The organism is Afipia dichlorophenoxyacetatis (assembly GCF_055386385.1).
This window is the reverse complement of record NZ_AP029250.1, coordinates 5,873,370-5,889,359: the sequence shown is the minus strand read 5'-3', so window position 1 is coordinate 5,889,359 and position 15,990 is coordinate 5,873,370. Positions and strand designations below refer to the sequence as shown.

Below are 15,990 nucleotides of genomic sequence, written 5' to 3'. Positions count from 1 at the left end.
TGATGCAATGCAATAGGAATTGCTGCGTTGCAAAAATTTCATATTGCGATGATGTCGCGAAAAATATGAGCGGAATCGCGCCAACCGCACTACATGTTTAACAATGGAACAGACGAAACCCGTTTTTCCCGCGCCGGATCATGACCACGGCCGCTGCACCGAGGATGCGATTTCGCATGCCGAGCGTGTCTGCAATGGCCGGGGACAGAAATTCACTCCGATCAGACGGCAGGTGCTGGGCGCGCTGCTTTCAAGCCATCGTCCGCTCGGCGCTTACGAAGTGATCGACGAGCTCGCAAAGACGATGCCGCGTCCTGCGCCCATTACGGTTTATCGCGCGCTCGATTTTCTAATGGAAAACGGGTTGGTCCATCGGATCGAAAGCCGTAACGCTTTCCTCGCCTGTGCTCACAATCACGACGAGACAACGATGGTGGCGTTCCTGATTTGCGAAATCTGTGGCTCCGTGGGTGAAATCCCGGCAACGCCGCTGGCGCAGAGCTTCAACGAAGCCGCGCGCGGGACAGGGTTTTCGCCGAAATTGTCAGTGGTCGAAATCACCGGCGTCTGCGCTCATTGTCAGAAAATTGCTTAATCAAGAACAACAAGGCGGAAAGCCTGTCGCGGGGGGCCATGCCATCGAATAAATCGACGACGACAAAGGCGCGTCCGCTGAGTGCGACAGCGATTGCCCTGATGGTGATGCTGTGCCTGAGCTGGGGCTTCAACCAGATCTCGGTCAAGGTTGCGCTCCCTGACATTCCGCCGCTGACGCAGGCAGCGTTGCGCTCCATCGGCGGCCTGGTCGTGATCATGCTCATCGCCTGGGTGCGTGGTGTGAGGATGTTCGAGCGCGACGGCACGCTGCGGCCCGGCTTGATCGCGGGCCTGTTCTTCGGCCTGGAATTCATTTTGATCTATCAGGGGCTCGTCTATACGAGCGCATCGCGGGCCGTGGTGTTTCTCTATGTGGCCCCGTTTGTGGTGGCGCTGGGCTCCCGCCGCTTTCTCGGCGAACATTTGAGTCCCCTGCAGTGGAGCGGATTGGCGCTGTCGTTCGCCGGCGTCGCGGTGGCAATCGGCGTGCCCCAAGCCTCGGTTGATGCCACCGTCATTATGGGTGACATTATGGTGATGGGTGGGGGTGTGCTTTGGGCGGCGACGACCCTGACAGCCAAAGGGACGTCGCTGATCCGGGCGCCAGCGGAAAAGTCGCTCGCCTATCAGGTTGCGGTCTCGATCCCGATTTTGGCTCTGGGCGCACTGCTGTCGGGCGAAAAGATCACCCACATCCCGGGAACCATCGCCCTGGCGTCGATGGCTTACCAGACCTTCTGGGTGGTCGGGATCACGTTCCTGATCTGGTTTTTCCTGATAAAGACCTATTCTGCGAGCAAATTGTCGTCATTTACCTTCATGACCCCCCTGTTTGGCGTGGTTGGGGGGTATTTCGTTATGCATGACACCCTCACATTAGCCTTTGCGGGGGCTGCCCTTCTGGTCATGGCGGGCCTATATCTGGTAAATCGCCCGCATGAAGCGGCTAGTACCGCCGATTTGAAGTCCCTGTAACAGTTGCGGCGGCCTCGTTCAGGGACTTCAAATCGAAAGCGGTACTAGAACTATGAGTTCCTAGTACCCTTTTGCTTTCCGAAGTTCGCAAAGCGGGTGCAGCGACGTGCACGAACTTCGGAAAGCGGGTACTAGTGACCCGCTGCTCCCCGTGACCGAACCAGATATTTGAGCCCCAAAAAGGGACCCTGAAGTGAGCGATTTGAAAGAACGGACCAAGACCATCGAGGCAGGCCCCAACGGGCGCCATCAAACGGTTCAGGTAACAGTCGGCAATGTCAAAGTCGGTGGGGGTGCGCCCATCGTCGTGCAGTCGATGACGAACACCGACACCGCTGACGTGGACAGCACGGTGACCCAGGTTGCAGCGCTCGCGCGCGCCGGGTCGGAAATGGTCCGCATCACGGTGGATCGCGATGAGGCCGCTGCTGCGGTTCCTCACATCCGCGAGAAGCTCGACAAGCTCGGCGTTGACGTGCCGCTGATCGGTGACTTCCACTATATCGGCCACAAGTTGCTCGCCGATTATCCGGATTGCGCCGCCGCTCTGGCGAAGTACCGCATCAATCCCGGAAATGTCGGATTCAAGAATAAGCGCGACACCCAGTTCACCGACATTGTCGAAATCGCGATCAAGAACAACAAAGCCATTCGTATCGGCGCGAACTGGGGTTCGCTCGATCAGGAATTGCTGACGCGACTGATGGAAGAGAACGCCAAGTCACCCAATCCCATCGACGCCCGCGCAGTGACGCGTGAGGCCATGGTGCAGTCTGCACTGCTCTCTGCGGTGCGCGCCGAGGAAATCGGCCTTCCGAAGAACAAGATGATTCTGTCGGCCAAGGTGTCGAACGTCCAGGATCTGATCGCGGTGTATCGCGAGCTCGCTGCACGGTCCGATTACGCAATTCATCTTGGCTTGACCGAAGCCGGCATGGGCTCGAAGGGCATTGTCGCGTCGTCGGCGGCGCTCGGCATTCTGCTGCAGGATGGCATCGGCGATACCATCCGTGTTTCGCTCACTCCTGAGCCAGGTGGCGATCGCACCCTCGAGGTAAAAGTCGGCCAGGAAATTCTCCAGACCATGGGCTTCCGCACCTTCGTGCCGCTGGTCGCTGCGTGCCCCGGCTGCGGTCGGACAACGTCGACGGTGTTCCAGGAACTGGCGCGCGACATTCAGGCTTTCATCCGCGATGAAATGCCGAGCTGGAAGACGCGTTATCCCGGTGTCGAGGAACTGAACGTCGCGGTGATGGGCTGCATCGTCAACGGCCCCGGTGAATCCAAGCACGCCAACATCGGCATCTCGCTGCCTGGCACGGGTGAAACGCCGGCTGCGCCGGTCTTCGTGGACGGTCAGAAATTCCGCACGCTGCGCGGCCCGACCATCGCGGCCGACTTCAAGGCGCTGGTGATCGATTATATCGATCAGCGTTATGGGAAGGGCGCAGTGTCAGCGACCGCCGTGACTGCAGCGGAATAAGTATCAATCATTCGGTCTGAAAAACGCGGTGCCTAGTGGTCACTAGGCGCCGCGTTTTTGTTAGTGCCATCAGAGCGGCGTCGATTTCTCGCGATTGTCGACAACGGCCTCTTCGAGGTCGAGGTCGCGTTCGATGCGGCGGCGTACTTCGTCGGTGATCTTGCCGTCACGCAGCAGTTGATGCAGCAGCTTGCGCTCGATCGAGATCATCTCGCGCACCAGGGTTGCGCCTCGTGTTACAGGCGTGATTTGGCCAGCTTCGCTGGGAGGATCGGGAAGCGCCTGCATGCGCATCTCATGCCGTGATTGCAGGAACCTGGCGAGGCTCTCCGGCAGATTACGTTCCTCGATAATCTCCTTCAGCGAATTCCGTGCGGCATGCAGGATTTCGCGTCGCGCCGTGATCTCGGATTCCCGTTCGTGGATTGCTTCGGCGCGGCCGTGATGTGCGAGATTGAGGGCCTTCACCACCATCGGCAAAGTCAGGCCGATGCCGACAAGCGTGACGAAAATTACGCCGAAGGCGACGAACAGGATCAGGTCGCGGTGCGGGAAGTTCTGGCCGTCCGGCAACGTCAAGGGAATCGCGAGCGCCGCCGCCAGCGAGACGACGCCTCGAATTCCGGTAAAGGAGATGATGAAAATGTAGCGCCATCGGGCGGGGTCTCGTTCCCTAAGGCGCTTGCTCAGCCAGCGCGGAAGATAGCTGGCCGGGAACATCCAGACGAAACGCGCCACAATGACGATCGCTGAGACAACAGCAATAGCAGTCAGGACTTCGCCGAGCGGCAGCGCGTTGGATTTCTCTACCAACAGCCGCATCTGGAATCCGATCAGCAGAAACAGAATGCCCTCGATCAGCCAGATGACGAGATCCCAGAAGAAGATGCCTTGCAGACGCGTGGCCGAGGAAATCAGCAATGGACCATTCCAACTGACATAGAGGCCGCAGGCGACCGTTGCGAGCACGCCGGAGCCGCCGAGATGTTCGGGGACCCAGAACGCGAGATAGGGTGTCAGCAGGGACAGCGTGATTTCGATGCGCGGCTCATGCGCCCATTGCCGCAGGCGCAGGCTGAGCCATCCCACGGCAATGCCGAAAAGCACCTCGCATATGACGATGGCAAAAAACGTTTCCGTCGCCTTGACGGTTGAGAATGCACTCGTACCGATGGCGACGATTGCAAAGCGATAAAGGATGAGCGCGGTGGCGTCGTTGGCCAGTCCTTCGCCTTCAAGGATCACAAGGATTCGGCGCGGCAGTCCCAGTCGGCGTGCGATCGCCAGCGGAGCGACGACGTCCGGCGGCGATACGATGGCGCCGAGCACAAAGCCAACGCTTAACGGCAGTCCCAGCATGTAGTGGGTTGCCGCGGCGACAGCGCATGTTGTGAAGATCACGGATCCGATGGCCAGCGTCACGATCGGCCGAAGATTGTACTTGAATTCGCGCCAGCTCATCGAGACGCCGGCGGAATAGATCAGCGGCGGCAAAAGAATCTGCATGACGACTTCGGGTTCGAGCACGACTTTCGGCAACCCGGGCATGAACGCCAATGTGATGCCGACGACCATCAGCAGGATGGCCGGCGCCAGATTGAATTTTTTCGCAACGGCAGCGGTTCCGGCGAATACCGTCAGCAGAAGCAGAAAAATTTGAAATGTCGTTGCCATGCGCGGCCCCGCTTTAGATCGCGCTTGCCGCGATATTAACTATCAGGGCCACGAGAGCTGTGTTGAAAATGAAAGACACCACGCCATGCGCGGTCGCTGTGCGCCGGATCGTCTTGTCGGTGATGCCGACGTCTGACACCTGAGCGGTCATGCCGATGACGAATGAGAAGTACACAAAATCCCAGTAATCGGGTTTGTCATCGCCCGGAAACGCGAGACCGGCGCCCTTGGCGCCGCGATAATATTCGTGCGCATAGTGAAGTGCGAATGTCGAATGGATCATGGCCCACGACAGCACGATCGTCACGACCGCCAGGATGAGCTGCGGTGGGCGTTGGGGTTTGACGCCAAGCTCCAGCACGATAGCGGCAATGCTCGCAAGGGCGGCGGCCGCCGTAAGAATAAGGATCAGGAAGCGGCCGTCATCCTGAACGCTGGCGAGCCGTTTCATGCGGCTGTTATCGCAGGACAGAAACAGCGCGAACGCGAGGACGATATAGAGCGCGGTCGAGGTGTCCCACGCAATGAGGAGACGTGTCGCGAGTCTGAAATAGGCCGGCAGCACAAACAGCACCACCAACCCGATCGCGAGTGAAATGAATAAACGTGGCCGCGCGTAGATGATGCGGACTGGCCTCGGCATGCCCTTGAGACGATGAAGATAGGGATCGTCCGTTTGCTTGTCCGTCATGCCAAGGCTTCGTTCCGTCGTTTAGTTCTGTCGCTCCGCGACAAAGCGGGAAGCTGCTCGAAGAACGTCCCCCTTCGCTCCAAAAGGCGCAAGCGCGGCATCTGCATTCTTCAAGAGATCGCGCAGACGCGCCTTGGCGCCATCAATGCCGAGCAGTGTAACGAAGGTGGTCTTGCCCGCGGCCGCATCCTGTCCTGCAGGTTTGCCCAGCGCTGCGGCATCGCCTTCGACGTCAAGCAAATCGTCCGCAATCTGAAATGCCTCTCCGAACGCGTGACCATAAGCGTCGAGCGCGTCGTATTGTTCCTTGGTGGCCTCGCCGAGCAGCGCGCCCGCGATGCAACCATACTTCAGCAACGCTCCCGTCTTCATCTGCTGGAGCTTGGCGACATCGGGCGGCTCGCGGTCGCCAAAGCGGCCTTCACCGGCGAGATCCATGATCTGGCCGCCAACCATGCCGCCAACACCTGCTGCGCGTGCCAGTGCGCGTGTCAGCGCAAGACGCACGCCGGCGTCGCGATGGACTTCGTCGCGGGTGATGACGTCGAAGGCCAGCGTCAACAAGGCGTCGCCGGCAAGAATCGCAGTGGCATCGTCGAATTGCTTGTGCGCGGTCGGCCGTCCGCGGCGCAGGTCGCTGTTGTCCATGGACGGCAGGTCGTCATGGATCAGCGAGTAGCAGTGAATGCATTCCAGAGCGGCGCCGGCCATGAGGGCGGATTCGCGGGGCACTCCGAACACCGCGGCGCTCTCCACCGCCAGGAACGGACGCAGGCGCTTGCCGCCGTTGAGGCTCGAATAGCGCATCGACTCCATCAGCCGCTGCGGCCGGACGATCTCGCCCGCAAGCGGTGTATCGGACAGGAGGCGCGTCAGCAGCGCTTCGGTGTCCGCCGCCGTGGCGTCGAGACGTTTCGCAAACTCTTGTGGGGACGTGCCGGTGGTCATCAATAACTCCAGGAGGGCGCAATTTCGGCCGGACAATCGATCATGGCATCGTCCGCGTCAATTCCGCAGAGGGCTGGTCTCGAACGAGAATTTCGCGGGATTGCCCGTTTCTGATAGCTACATTGAACCGGATGATCGAGGGCAGGGCAGAATGCGACGCGTGATCCGTGCGTTAATCCTAATTGCGCTAGGATTATTGCTGCTGCCCTATGTCCTGACGCCCCTTTACAGCACGGGCCACCCGATTTCGACGTTGATGATCATCCGGTCCCTGACGGGTGAGCCGATGACGCGAAAATGGATCGATATCGACGCCATTTCCCCTTTCTTGCCGCGCTCCGTGGTGGCCGCGGAAGATGCCAAATTCTGCTTTCACCATGGCATCGACTGGAATTCGGTACAGGAGATCATTGAGGACGCCCAGGAAGGCGAGGTGACGCGGGGCGGGTCGACCATCACCCAGCAGGTCGCCAAAAACCTGTTCCTTTGGCCGGGGCGCAGCGTTATCCGCAAGGGGCTGGAATTCCCGTTGGCCCTCTGGATCGACCTTGTCCTGCCCAAGAAGCGCATTCTGGAACTCTATCTGAACGTCGCGGAATTGGGGCCGAGCGGGCAATTCGGGGCAGAAGCAGGGGCGAACTACGCATTTGGCCGCTCTGCGTCGGCGCTGACGCCGCTGGAAGCCGCCACCCTGGCCTCGATTTTACCTAACCCGGTGACCCGCAGTGCCCGCCGGCCTGGACCCGGCGTCCGCCGACTGGCCGGAACCTATGTGGTGCGAGCCCAGTCGGCCGAAATCTCCAATTGCTGGGACCGGAATCATTGATTTTGAGCCATTTTAACGCATTTTCGGGACCCCAATGCTCTAGCTTTCATGGGCACCTTCCTCTATAAGCCCGACCTCAATCCGGATTTTGGATAAGCCCCCGCTCGGCGGGTGAGCCTTGATTTAAAGGACGACGACCCCATGGCCGTTCCACGCAGGAAAACCTCGCCGTCACGCCGCGGCATGCGCCGCTCGGCTGACGCGATCAAGAAGCCGACCTATGTTGAAGACAAGGACTCGGGCGAATTGCGCCGTCCGCACCATCTCGACCTGAAGACCGGCATGTACAAGGGCCGTCAGGTTCTGAAGGTCAAGAAGGACGCCTGATCCTTCCGGCCGCGCCGCCTTCAAGGCGGCGTCGGTTTGATGTTGGCAGCGGAAGAGCGCGCTTAATGCGGGCTCCTCAAGAACGCCATACATCCATGTGACGAGCGCGCTTCCAACAACGGCCCTGTTAGAGAGCTTGCCGATGTCCATGGTCGGTTTCCCGCTGCTTCTCATCCCGCTCGCGATCTACAACATCTTCGTTTTCCTGATGCCCGGCGTGGCTTTCTCCTCGCCGATCGTCAGCGTGACGCTGATGTCCGGCGTGGTCTGGACCGTGACCTTTGCCGATGCCCTGCTGGCGTTCGCCATGCTTTTGCTGATGTTCGAGGTCATCAAAGCGGCGCGCGGACGCTATGTCACCGACCACCTTCTGTCTTTAATCGTGTTTGGTGCGGCCACCGCGGAATTCGTGTTGCTGGCGCCATTCGGAAACTCGACGTTCTTTTTGTTGGTCGTTCTGACCGCCGTGGAATTCCTCGCCGGATTGGTGATCGGAATTCGCAACAGAAGGTTGCGCCGCGCGCGCGCAGAGGCGCCAGTCGCAGCTCCTGCGGCCCCAGTTCGCCGCGAGCCCGTCGTGCCAGTAGCTCCAACTCCCGCGCCCGCACCTGTTGAGCGACCGGCTTCCGAGCCAGCGCGTCCTGATCACGTCTCTGTCGATCGACCGTCTGCACGGGATGTGATGGTCGAAGAGCCAAAGCCGATCACGCCACCGGTGGTAGAGCCGGAGCCTGCTCGTGAGCCCGAAGTGCCGTCCAAGCCGGCGCCGTCACTGGCAACTGTCCGAACGCCCGAGAGCACTGCTGCAGAACGCAAGATCGCTGACTGGAATGTGTCCCATCTGATCAAGGACAACGAAAGCGAACCGGCCGAGGATGCGAACAGCAAGCCAGCTGTTCCGCCAGCCTCCCCCAAGCCCTGATTGCTTTGCCCTTTGTTGCAGCCTCAATCAGGCGACGCGCAACATCTTTCCATTATTTGATACGGTCGTCGCACGCTGCGTGACGTCACCATAAGCAGCAAGTGCGTCGGTTGGCGTGGCTCGCCGCAGAGTTCGTGTTTGAGGCGCCTGCTCGGCTGTTGCGATCAAATGAGCCACGAAGGATGCGTTCGGACGTGTTGAAACGTGACGATGCGACGACGTGCGCTCCTGCACCCGCTCGACTGGAACCAACGCGGTGCTTGCCCGGGTGTTGACGGCGTCCGCTTGAACATTCCGCTTGGTTTCGAATGGGCCATATTGCGTCGTCGGATTGATTTGCACGATTTGCCGCCTGTCTCGTTTTGGGACGTGAAACGTCCGCTAAGACAAACATCGCAAGGTCCGTGCCGGAGATGGTTGGCAATCGCTTATCAGCGTTTTTGCATTGTGCGTTACGTAGGTTGGCACATTCTTCAAGAACATGGACTAGGCTGATCGCCACGGAACGTTTTATCCTGACACAGCGAATCAGCTGGCCCTGTCCCGGAATGAGGCGACTTTGACAACCATTCTTGCGCCTCCGACAGGCTCCTTCGCACAGAAATCCATAAAGTCAGGGTCTGCAGGCGCTGCGGATATTCTCTCGGCTCTTGGGCATGCAACATTTGTCTGGGACATCGTCGGCGACGCTTTGCAGTGGAGTGACAATGTCGCGACCGTGTTGCCCGAGATTTCGGCTGAGGCGTTGTCGCGGGCGTCCGAATTTTCAAAGTTGATCGAGCCTTCGCGCGGCATCCGATCGGATGCCGTGTTGAACGCGACCGGCTCTGATGTGGGCCAGGGGGTACCGTATCAGATCGAATACGGCATCCGGGCGAGCATGTCGGCTCCGCTGCTGTGGATCGAGGAGACCGGATGCTGGTTTGCCGACGCCGCTGGAAGGCCCGTTCGTGCGCTGGGCCTCATTCGCGTCAACAATGAGCGGCGCGCGCGTGACGAACAGCTTCTCAAACTCTCGCAGAACGATCCTTTGACCGGCGAGTTCAACCGGACGCGTCTGGTAGCCTCACTAGCCGAGATGATCGAGGAGGCGGCGCGCTTTCGTTCGTCATTTGCTTTCATGCTGATCGGCATCGATCATCTGGCCCGGATCAACGATGCTTTCGGCTACGACGTCGCCGATGGGGTTATTCTGGAGGTCGCGCGGCGGATTCGCGCACGGTTGCGCGGGGGCGATGTCCTCGGGCGCTTCTCCGGCAATAAATTCGGCCTGATCCTGAAGAACTGCACCGTGGACGACATGAACGTTGCAGCCGAGCGGTTTCTGGCCGGCATTCGTGACGAGGTGGTGCCGACGCCGTTAGGGCCGGTGGCTGTGACGGCGTCGATCGGTGCGATCAGCGCGCCACGTCATGCGCGGACCGCAGAAGAAGCCATGAACCGCACGCAGGAAGCGCTCGATCTCGCCAAGCACCGCCGTCGTGGCTCTCTGATGCAATGGCGCCCGAGTGTGGAACGTGATGCCCAGCGCCGCGTCAACATTCGTGTGACCGATGAGATCGTGACTGCGCTGAACGAACGTCGCATCGTCATGGCCTATGAGCCGGTGGTCACGACCACGTCGCGGCAAATCGCCTTCCATGAATGTCTGGTGCGGATGAGGCAGGAAGACGGTGAATACTCCCTGTCACCTGACATAGTCCCGGTTGCCGAGAAGCTGGGTCTGATCCGGCTCGTCGATCACCGCGTGCTCGAGCTTGTGGTCGCGGAGCTGGCGGATGCGCCGGATGCACGGCTTAGTCTCAACATCTCGCCGGCCACCACGATGGATCCTGATTGGTGGGCCAGTATCGAGTCATTGATGCGGGCGAATCCCGGGGTTGCTGAACGGCTGATCGTTGAGATTACCGAGACGGTCGCGATCCAGGATCTCGACGATGTGCGAGGCTTCGTCACCCGCCTCAAGAATCTTGGCAGCCGGATTGCGATCGATGATTTCGGTGCGGGCTACACCTCATTCCGCAATTTGCGCAAACTTGGCGTTGATATCGTGAAGGTCGATGGCGCTTTCGTGCAGAATATCGCGCGGTCATCCGACGACCGGGCTTTCGTCCAGACGCTGATCGATCTTGCACACCGTCTCAACATCCAGACGGTCGCCGAATGGGTGCAAGACGAAGAATCGGCGAAGCTGCTGCAAGGGTGGGGTTGCGATTACATCCAGGGCCGCTTGACCGGCCTTGCGACACTGGCGCGCCCTGCAGGCAGTCCAGCAACTCCCCCCATCATCGCCGTGCGATGATGGGATGATTTGCTAGTCCAGCTTCTTACGGACGGCTAACTCGTCAGCCCTTGTTCTCGGGCTCACGCGCCATGCGCTCGAGGCGATCCTGCATCTCTTTCATCTGACGCTTCAGATCGTCGATATCATCGGCAGGTGGCTCGCTGCCATTTGGCGGCGGCGTATCATCGCCGAGCGGACTTTCCTTGCGTGAAGGTGCGCCGAACGGCTTGAACATTGAGAATGTTCGCTCGAACATTTCCATGTTGCGGCGGACGTGCTCTTCCAGCGGCGCGAACGGCGTCATGCTGAAAGTATTGGTCATTTGCTTGCGGAATTTTTCTTGTTCGCGCGTCAGTGTATCGATCGACTGCTCGAGATATTTGGGAACCACCATCTGCATGCTGTCGCCATAGAAGCGAATGAGCTGACGCAGGAAGGTGGTCGGCAGCAGATTCTGGCCGGCCTTGTTTTCTTGCTCGAAAATAATCTGCGCCAGAACTGAGCGTGTGATGTCGTCGCCGGTCTTTGCATCGTAGACGAGAAAGTCTTCGCCTTCCTTCACCATGGCCGCGAGGTCTTCAAGCGTCACGTAAGTGCTGGTTCCGGTGTTGTAGAGACGCCGGTTAGCGTACTTTTTGATGGTAATTGGCTGATCAGATTTTGCCATGGACTCACACATACCTATCGAGGGATGGAACCGCCGGACATCGCCGAGGGCAGTGCAAACAATGCGATGCAATAAACTAAGCACTTTCAGATGGGTACTGCCACCGTTTTATGCAGGAGGGTTAACCGGGCGGCGCGGATCGGGCCCCGCCAGCCATGCGTCGGATGCATCAATTCGCAGATGGGCTGATTGACACCCGTGACATACATTAAGAGGATATTGGCGAGAGACCGCCCCGCCAACCTGGCGGGTTACCTCACCACAAGCTCAGGAGATGTCCATGACCGACGATGTCGTCATCGTCAGCGCCGCGCGCACTGCCGTTGGCAGTTTCAATGGTGCGTTTGCTAACACCCCCGCCCATGACCTTGGCGCTGTCGCCATCAAGGCCGCCCTGGAGCGTGCCGGCGTTGAGCCGGACCGTATCACCGAAGTCATTATGGGCCAGATTTTGACCGCGGCGCAGGGGCAGAACCCGGCGCGGCAGGCGTCGATCGGCGCCGGCGTCCCGGTGGCCAGCCCCGCCTGGGGCGTCAACATGCTGTGCGGATCGGGCCTGCGCGCCGTCGCGCTGGGCTATCAGGCCATCAGCAACGGCGATTCCGAGATCGTGGTTGCTGGCGGTCAGGAATCCATGAGCATGGCGCCGCATGCGCAATACCTGCGCGGCGGCGTGAAGATGGGCTCGCTCGAGCTTGTCGATACCATGATCAAGGACGGCCTGTGGGACGCTTTCAACGGCTATCACATGGGCAACACTGCCGAGAACGTGGCGAAGCAGTATCAGATCACGCGCCAGCAGCAGGATGAGTTCGCTGTCGGTTCGCAGAACAAGGCCGAGGCCGCGCAGAAGGCTGGCAAGTTCAAGGATGAGATCGTACCGGTCATCATCAAGAGCCGGAAGGGCGATATTGTTGTTGATTCCGATGAATATCCGCGCCATGGCGCCTCCATGGATGCGATGGGCAAGCTGAAAGCGGCTTTCGAAAAGGATGGTTCGGTCACCGCAGGCAACGCGTCCGGCATCAACGACGGCGCTGCCGCCCTGGTGCTGATGAGCGCCAAGCAGGCTGCCAAGGAAGGCAAGACCCCGCTCGCCCGCATTGTCTCATGGGGACAGGCTGGTGTTGATCCGTCAATCATGGGCACGGGACCGATCCCAGCTTCGCGTGCCGCGTTGAAGAAGGCAGGCTGGAAAGCGGATGACCTCGATCTGATCGAGGCCAATGAAGCTTTTGCGGCGCAGGCATGTGCGGTCAACAAAGACCTCGGCTGGGATACGTCCAAGGTCAACGTCAACGGTGGTGCGATTGCCATCGGTCACCCGATCGGCGCATCCGGTGCGCGTGTACTGGTGACGCTGCTGCACGAAATGCAGAAGCGCGATGCGAAGAAGGCTCTCGCCACGCTGTGCATCGGCGGCGGTATGGGCATCGCAATGTGTGTTGAGCGCTAAAATCGTTCTAGAGCTTCGGTTCAATCAGAACCGAAGCTCAAGATTCATGTTTTGACGCGTTTTCTTCACGCGAACCGGTAGCCACTTCGCTCGAAAACGCTTTAAGCCAACGTCGAATGATGATGGCTTTGTAACGCCAGCGCACTGCACAATACAAAATCACAATGCCCGGCAATTTGCCGGGCATTTTTTCTTGCCGTCCCTTCAAATGGCCGAAATACTTTCCTTCCATAAGAACGTCGGAAATTTTTCCTGAGGAGACATTCAAGATGGCACGCGTGGCATTGGTGACGGGCGGAACGCGCGGCATTGGGGCGGCGATCAGCAAAGCTCTGAAGGCTGCTGGTTATACGGTTGCGGCAAATTATGCCGGCAACGATGAAGCCGCTGCGAAGTTCAAGGCGGAAACCGGCATCCCCGTTTATAAATGGGATGTCAGTTCTTTTGACGCGTGCGCAGAAGGGATCAAGAAAGTTGAGTCCGAAATCGGACCCATCGAGGTGCTGGTCAACAATGCCGGCATCACCCGCGACGTCCCCTTCCACAAGATGTCGCTCGATCAGTGGAATGCCGTCGTGAACACCAATCTCGGTTCGCTGTTCAACGTGACACGGCAGGTGATCGAGGGCATGCGCACCCGCAAGTTCGGACGCATCATCAACATCTCATCCATCAACGGCCAAAAGGGCCAGTTCGGTCAGGTGAACTATTCGGCGTCGAAGGCCGGCGACATTGGATTCACCAAGGCTTTGGCACTGGAGAATGCGCGTGGCGGCATCACGGTCAACGCGATTTGCCCTGGCTACATCAATACCGAGATGGTGCAGGCTGTGCCGAAGGATGTGCTGGAAAAGAATGTGATTCCGCAGATCCCCGCCAATCGACTCGGCGAGCCGGAGGAAATTGCGCGTTCGGTGGTGTTCCTGGCTTCCGATGACTCAGGCTTCATCACCGGCTCGACCATGACCATCAACGGCGGTCAATATCTGCACTGAAAGTCCGGTTATTCTAGTGGCGTCGTCGCGATCCGCGTGGCACTGATTCGCGATGACGTCTTCCACCGCGACCCTCGTTGGCTTGGCCGCCATTGTCATGTGGTCGTTGCTTGCGGCATTGACCGTGGCAACCGGCCGCGTCCCGCCGTTCCAATTGTTGGCGATGACATTCGCGATCGGCGCCTGCATTGGTCCATTGACGTGGCTGTGGCGCCCGGGGGCCGTCGCCGCTTTGCGTCAGCCTGCATTGGTGTGGGCCGTCGGCGTAGGGGGATTATTCGGCTACCACGCATTGTATTTTCTTGCCCTTCGATTGGCGCCGCCCGCTGAAGCCGGCCTGCTGAACTACCTGTGGCCGCTTCTGATCGTGCTGCTGTCGTCGTCGCTGCCGGGTGAGCGGCTGGCGCCGCACCATATCGTCGGCGCTGTCTTCGGTTTCGCAGGCACCGTTCTTCTATTCGCCGGCAATAGCGGATCCGAATTCAACGCAAGCTACATCCCCGGCTTCGTCGCGGCTTTCATCGCCGCCTTTGTCTGGGCCGGCTATTCCGTGATGTCGCGAAAGCTCGCGGCGGTGCCGACCGATGCGGTCGCAGGATTTTGTCTTGTGACCGCCGTTCTCGCCACAGGGATGCACGTCTTGCTGGAAGTCACCGTGTGGCCTGAGACATTGGGCCAATGGCTCGCCATCCTTGCCCTTGGTGTGGGGCCTGTCGGAATTGCATTCTTTGTATGGGACATCGGCATGAAGCGCGGCGACATCCGCGTGCTTGGGGCGGCATCATACGCCACACCTTTGCTCTCGACGACGTTTCTCATCGTCGCCGGCTTTGCAAAGCCGACAACAACACTCGCGATCGCCGCTGCCCTGATCGCAGGCGGCGGACTGATCGCTGCAAAAGATATGGTGTTCGGCAAGAAGCGTTAGCTGGGACTCCAGTCCGGCGGCGCAAGTTCGAACTTTGCAAAATCGAAGCCTGGCGCAACTGTACAACCGACCAGCGTCCAATCATCCGTTGTTTCCGCAGCTTGCCATGCATGTGCCGGCACGACGGCTTGTGGCAGCTCACCATCGGACAAGTCTTGTCCCAGTTGAACCGCACGTTTGCCGGTATCATCGGCGATGTGCAGTGTCAGCGCGCTGCCCGCGTAATGGTGCCAGACCTCAGCCGCATCGACGCGATGCCAGTGCGACCTTTCACCACGCGCCAGCAAAAAGTAGATCGCGGTGGATGCCGAGCGACCATTGCTGTCGTTGGCAGGATCGCGAAATGTTTCGCGAAAATGCCCTCCCTCTGGATGAGGTTTAAGGTCGAGGCGTGCAATGACCTCGGCCGCAGTAAGGGACGATTGCTTTGACATCATGCCTTGTTCTTGCGTTCTCGCAGTTCGCCGAACACTTCGGCGGGCGTTTTCCCCGCCAGGCCGACAGCCGCAGCGACGCTCGGTACGTCGGCGCGCAGGAACACGTTGGCTTCCTTCTCGTCACGGATCAGCGTTGGGATTGTCGGTTGATTCGCCGCGCGCTGGCGTGTGACTTCCTCGGCGCGAGTCTTCAGTGCGGGATTGTTCGGTTCAATGGTGAGTGCGAATTTGACGTTCGAGGCCGTGTATTCGTGTCCGCAATAGACTCTCATGTCATTGGGTAGTGCGCGAAGCTTCAAAAGCGAATCCCACATCATCGGATAGGTGCCCTCGAAGACGCGGCCGCAGCCGATCGAGAACAGCGTATCGGCGCAGAACAGTGCGCGGTCGGCGTCGAACACGTAGCTGATGTGATCGAGGGTATGACCGGGTGTCTCCAGCACTCGTGCTGTCAGATTACCGACCTTGACAGTGGAGCCTTCCTTTACGCGTTCGTCGACGAGGGGAATGGCTGCTCCCTTGTCATGTGGCGCGATGACGCGGCAATCGTATTTGGCTTTGAGTTCGGCGATGCCGCCAACATGGTCGGCATGATGATGCGTGACAAGAATGTCGGTCAGCGTCCAACCTTCACGCTGCAACGCCTTGATGATCGGGCCTGCTTCCGGCGCGTCGATGGAGGCGGTCGCCTTTGTCGCCGGGTCGTGAATCAAATAGCCGAAATTATCGGACAGGCAGGGGAAAAGTCGGATCTCGGCAGTCATAACGTCTCCGTTCATC

At 59.3% G+C, this 15,990-nt stretch carries 18 protein-coding genes; 10 read left to right on the top strand and 8 right to left on the bottom strand.

All coding sequences use genetic code 11. The annotated features are described in order from the left end of the window. Positions 1 to 103: 103 nt before the first annotated feature. The 3 genes from ACZ5C3_RS27600 to ispG all read left to right on the top strand — a co-directional run bounded on the left by ACZ5C3_RS27600 (position 104) and on the right by ispG (position 3,055). Positions 104 to 595: a Fur family transcriptional regulator gene (locus ACZ5C3_RS27600; RefSeq protein ID WP_464034262.1), complete on the top strand. Its 492-nt coding sequence runs from the start codon at positions 104 to 106 to the stop codon at positions 593 to 595. A 38-nt stretch (positions 596 to 633) separates the two neighbouring features. Further along, positions 634 to 1,572, top strand: a complete 939-nt coding sequence (locus tag ACZ5C3_RS27595) for a DMT family transporter (protein ID WP_464044402.1) — start codon at positions 634 to 636, stop codon at positions 1,570 to 1,572. Between the two features lie 193 nt (positions 1,573 to 1,765). Further along, on the top strand, positions 1,766 to 3,055 hold the full coding sequence (gene ispG / locus ACZ5C3_RS27590; RefSeq protein WP_464044401.1) for a flavodoxin-dependent (E)-4-hydroxy-3-methylbut-2-enyl-diphosphate synthase: 1,290 nt from the start codon (positions 1,766 to 1,768) through the stop codon (positions 3,053 to 3,055). A gap of 69 nt (positions 3,056 to 3,124) precedes the next feature. On the opposite strand, the gene ACZ5C3_RS27585 is transcribed toward ispG, so the two are convergent. Genes ACZ5C3_RS27585 through ACZ5C3_RS27575 form a run of 3 tightly spaced genes read right to left on the bottom strand, consistent with a single transcriptional unit; the run spans position 3,125 to position 6,368 of the window. Further along, positions 3,125 to 4,729 (bottom strand): Na+/H+ antiporter, encoded by a 1,605-nt coding sequence (locus ACZ5C3_RS27585; protein WP_464034261.1) that lies wholly within the window; start codon positions 4,727 to 4,729, stop codon positions 3,125 to 3,127. A gap of 13 nt (positions 4,730 to 4,742) precedes the next feature. Then, the gene (locus ACZ5C3_RS27580; protein ID WP_464034260.1) at positions 4,743 to 5,420 is read right to left on the bottom strand and encodes a DUF1345 domain-containing protein; all 678 of its coding nucleotides are present in this window, start codon (positions 5,418 to 5,420) and stop codon (positions 4,743 to 4,745) included. 21 nt (positions 5,421 to 5,441) lie between these two features. Continuing rightward, positions 5,442 to 6,368: a polyprenyl synthetase family protein gene (locus ACZ5C3_RS27575; protein ID WP_464034259.1), complete on the bottom strand. Its 927-nt coding sequence runs from the start codon at positions 6,366 to 6,368 to the stop codon at positions 5,442 to 5,444. A 151-nt stretch (positions 6,369 to 6,519) separates the two neighbouring features. On the opposite strand from ACZ5C3_RS27575, the gene mtgA reads away from it, so the two are divergent. The 3 genes from mtgA (at position 6,520) to ACZ5C3_RS27560 (ending at position 8,443) form a co-directional block, all read left to right on the top strand. Further along, the gene (gene mtgA / locus ACZ5C3_RS27570; RefSeq protein WP_464034258.1) at positions 6,520 to 7,194 is read left to right on the top strand and encodes a monofunctional biosynthetic peptidoglycan transglycosylase; all 675 of its coding nucleotides are present in this window, start codon (positions 6,520 to 6,522) and stop codon (positions 7,192 to 7,194) included. Between the two features lie 141 nt (positions 7,195 to 7,335). Further along, positions 7,336 to 7,521: a 50S ribosomal protein L32 gene (gene rpmF, locus ACZ5C3_RS27565; protein WP_424628576.1), complete on the top strand. Its 186-nt coding sequence runs from the start codon at positions 7,336 to 7,338 to the stop codon at positions 7,519 to 7,521. Positions 7,522 to 7,663: 142 nt separating this feature from the next. Next, positions 7,664 to 8,443, top strand: coding sequence for a hypothetical protein (locus tag ACZ5C3_RS27560; protein ID WP_464034257.1), 780 nt, complete (start codon positions 7,664 to 7,666; stop codon positions 8,441 to 8,443). Positions 8,444 to 8,470: 27 nt separating this feature from the next. On the opposite strand, the gene ACZ5C3_RS27555 is transcribed toward ACZ5C3_RS27560, so the two are convergent. Next, the gene (locus ACZ5C3_RS27555; RefSeq protein WP_464034256.1) at positions 8,471 to 8,785 is read right to left on the bottom strand and encodes a hypothetical protein; all 315 of its coding nucleotides are present in this window, start codon (positions 8,783 to 8,785) and stop codon (positions 8,471 to 8,473) included. Between the two features lie 265 nt (positions 8,786 to 9,050). On the opposite strand from ACZ5C3_RS27555, the gene ACZ5C3_RS27550 reads away from it, so the two are divergent. Further along, on the top strand, positions 9,051 to 10,745 hold the full coding sequence (locus tag ACZ5C3_RS27550; RefSeq protein WP_464044805.1) for a putative bifunctional diguanylate cyclase/phosphodiesterase: 1,695 nt from the start codon (positions 9,051 to 9,053) through the stop codon (positions 10,743 to 10,745). 43 nt (positions 10,746 to 10,788) lie between these two features. Here the strand turns inward: ACZ5C3_RS27550 and phaR are convergent, their stop codons facing one another. Next, positions 10,789 to 11,394: a polyhydroxyalkanoate synthesis repressor PhaR gene (gene phaR, locus ACZ5C3_RS27545; RefSeq protein WP_464034255.1), complete on the bottom strand. Its 606-nt coding sequence runs from the start codon at positions 11,392 to 11,394 to the stop codon at positions 10,789 to 10,791. A 280-nt stretch (positions 11,395 to 11,674) separates the two neighbouring features. Between phaR and ACZ5C3_RS27540 the strand changes: the two genes are divergently transcribed. Then, a complete protein-coding gene (locus ACZ5C3_RS27540) occupies positions 11,675 to 12,850 on the top strand; it encodes an acetyl-CoA C-acetyltransferase (protein WP_464034254.1) in 1,176 nt (391 codons plus the stop codon). Positions 12,851 to 12,887: 37 nt separating this feature from the next. Here the strand turns inward: ACZ5C3_RS27540 and ACZ5C3_RS27535 are convergent, their stop codons facing one another. Beyond that, the gene (locus ACZ5C3_RS27535) at positions 12,888 to 13,118 is read right to left on the bottom strand and encodes a hypothetical protein (RefSeq protein WP_464034253.1); all 231 of its coding nucleotides are present in this window, start codon (positions 13,116 to 13,118) and stop codon (positions 12,888 to 12,890) included. A 1-nt stretch (position 13,119) separates the two neighbouring features. Here ACZ5C3_RS27535 and phbB point away from each other — a divergent pair, with 1 nt between their 5' ends. Together phbB and yddG are read left to right on the top strand one after the other, a co-directional pair. After that, the gene (phbB, locus tag ACZ5C3_RS27530; RefSeq protein WP_464034252.1) at positions 13,120 to 13,845 is read left to right on the top strand and encodes an acetoacetyl-CoA reductase; all 726 of its coding nucleotides are present in this window, start codon (positions 13,120 to 13,122) and stop codon (positions 13,843 to 13,845) included. Between the two features lie 52 nt (positions 13,846 to 13,897). Continuing rightward, on the top strand, positions 13,898 to 14,773 hold the full coding sequence (gene yddG / locus ACZ5C3_RS27525) for an aromatic amino acid exporter YddG (protein WP_464034251.1): 876 nt from the start codon (positions 13,898 to 13,900) through the stop codon (positions 14,771 to 14,773). Here the strand turns inward: yddG and ACZ5C3_RS27520 are convergent. Further along, positions 14,770 to 15,207 carry a cupin domain-containing protein gene (locus tag ACZ5C3_RS27520; RefSeq protein ID WP_464038449.1) on the bottom strand — a complete coding sequence of 146 codons (438 nt, stop codon included), beginning with the start codon at positions 15,205 to 15,207 and terminating at the stop codon, positions 14,770 to 14,772. The genes yddG and ACZ5C3_RS27520 overlap by 4 nt on opposite strands. Next, a complete protein-coding gene (gloB, locus tag ACZ5C3_RS27515; RefSeq protein ID WP_464034250.1) occupies positions 15,207 to 15,974 on the bottom strand; it encodes a hydroxyacylglutathione hydrolase in 768 nt (255 codons plus the stop codon). The genes ACZ5C3_RS27520 and gloB overlap by 1 nt, the downstream gene beginning before the upstream one ends. Positions 15,975 to 15,990: the final 16 nt, after the last annotated feature.

Bases quoted from the DNA above. Each gene is read 5' to 3' on its own strand.
- ACZ5C3_RS27600 (WP_464034262.1), top strand. From the start codon at position 104: ATGGAACAGACGAAACCCGTTTTTCCCGCGCCGGATCATGACCACGGC.
- ACZ5C3_RS27595 (WP_464044402.1), top strand. From the start codon at position 634: ATGCCATCGAATAAATCGACGACGACAAAGGCGCGTCCGCTGAGTGCG.
- ACZ5C3_RS27585 (WP_464034261.1), bottom strand. From the start codon at position 4,729: ATGGCAACGACATTTCAAATTTTTCTGCTTCTGCTGACGGTATTCGCC.
- ACZ5C3_RS27580 (WP_464034260.1), bottom strand. From the start codon at position 5,420: ATGACGGACAAGCAAACGGACGATCCCTATCTTCATCGTCTCAAGGGC.
- ACZ5C3_RS27575 (WP_464034259.1), bottom strand. From the start codon at position 6,368: ATGACCACCGGCACGTCCCCACAAGAGTTTGCGAAACGTCTCGACGCC.
- mtgA (WP_464034258.1), top strand. From the start codon at position 6,520: ATGCGACGCGTGATCCGTGCGTTAATCCTAATTGCGCTAGGATTATTG.
- rpmF (WP_424628576.1), top strand. From the start codon at position 7,336: ATGGCCGTTCCACGCAGGAAAACCTCGCCGTCACGCCGCGGCATGCGC.
- ACZ5C3_RS27560 (WP_464034257.1), top strand. From the start codon at position 7,664: ATGTCCATGGTCGGTTTCCCGCTGCTTCTCATCCCGCTCGCGATCTAC.
- phaR (WP_464034255.1), bottom strand. From the start codon at position 11,394: ATGGCAAAATCTGATCAGCCAATTACCATCAAAAAGTACGCTAACCGG.
- ACZ5C3_RS27540 (WP_464034254.1), top strand. From the start codon at position 11,675: ATGACCGACGATGTCGTCATCGTCAGCGCCGCGCGCACTGCCGTTGGC.
- phbB (WP_464034252.1), top strand. From the start codon at position 13,120: ATGGCACGCGTGGCATTGGTGACGGGCGGAACGCGCGGCATTGGGGCG.
- yddG (WP_464034251.1), top strand. From the start codon at position 13,898: ATGACGTCTTCCACCGCGACCCTCGTTGGCTTGGCCGCCATTGTCATG.
- ACZ5C3_RS27520 (WP_464038449.1), bottom strand. From the start codon at position 15,207: ATGTCAAAGCAATCGTCCCTTACTGCGGCCGAGGTCATTGCACGCCTC.
- gloB (WP_464034250.1), bottom strand. From the start codon at position 15,974: ATGACTGCCGAGATCCGACTTTTCCCCTGCCTGTCCGATAATTTCGGC.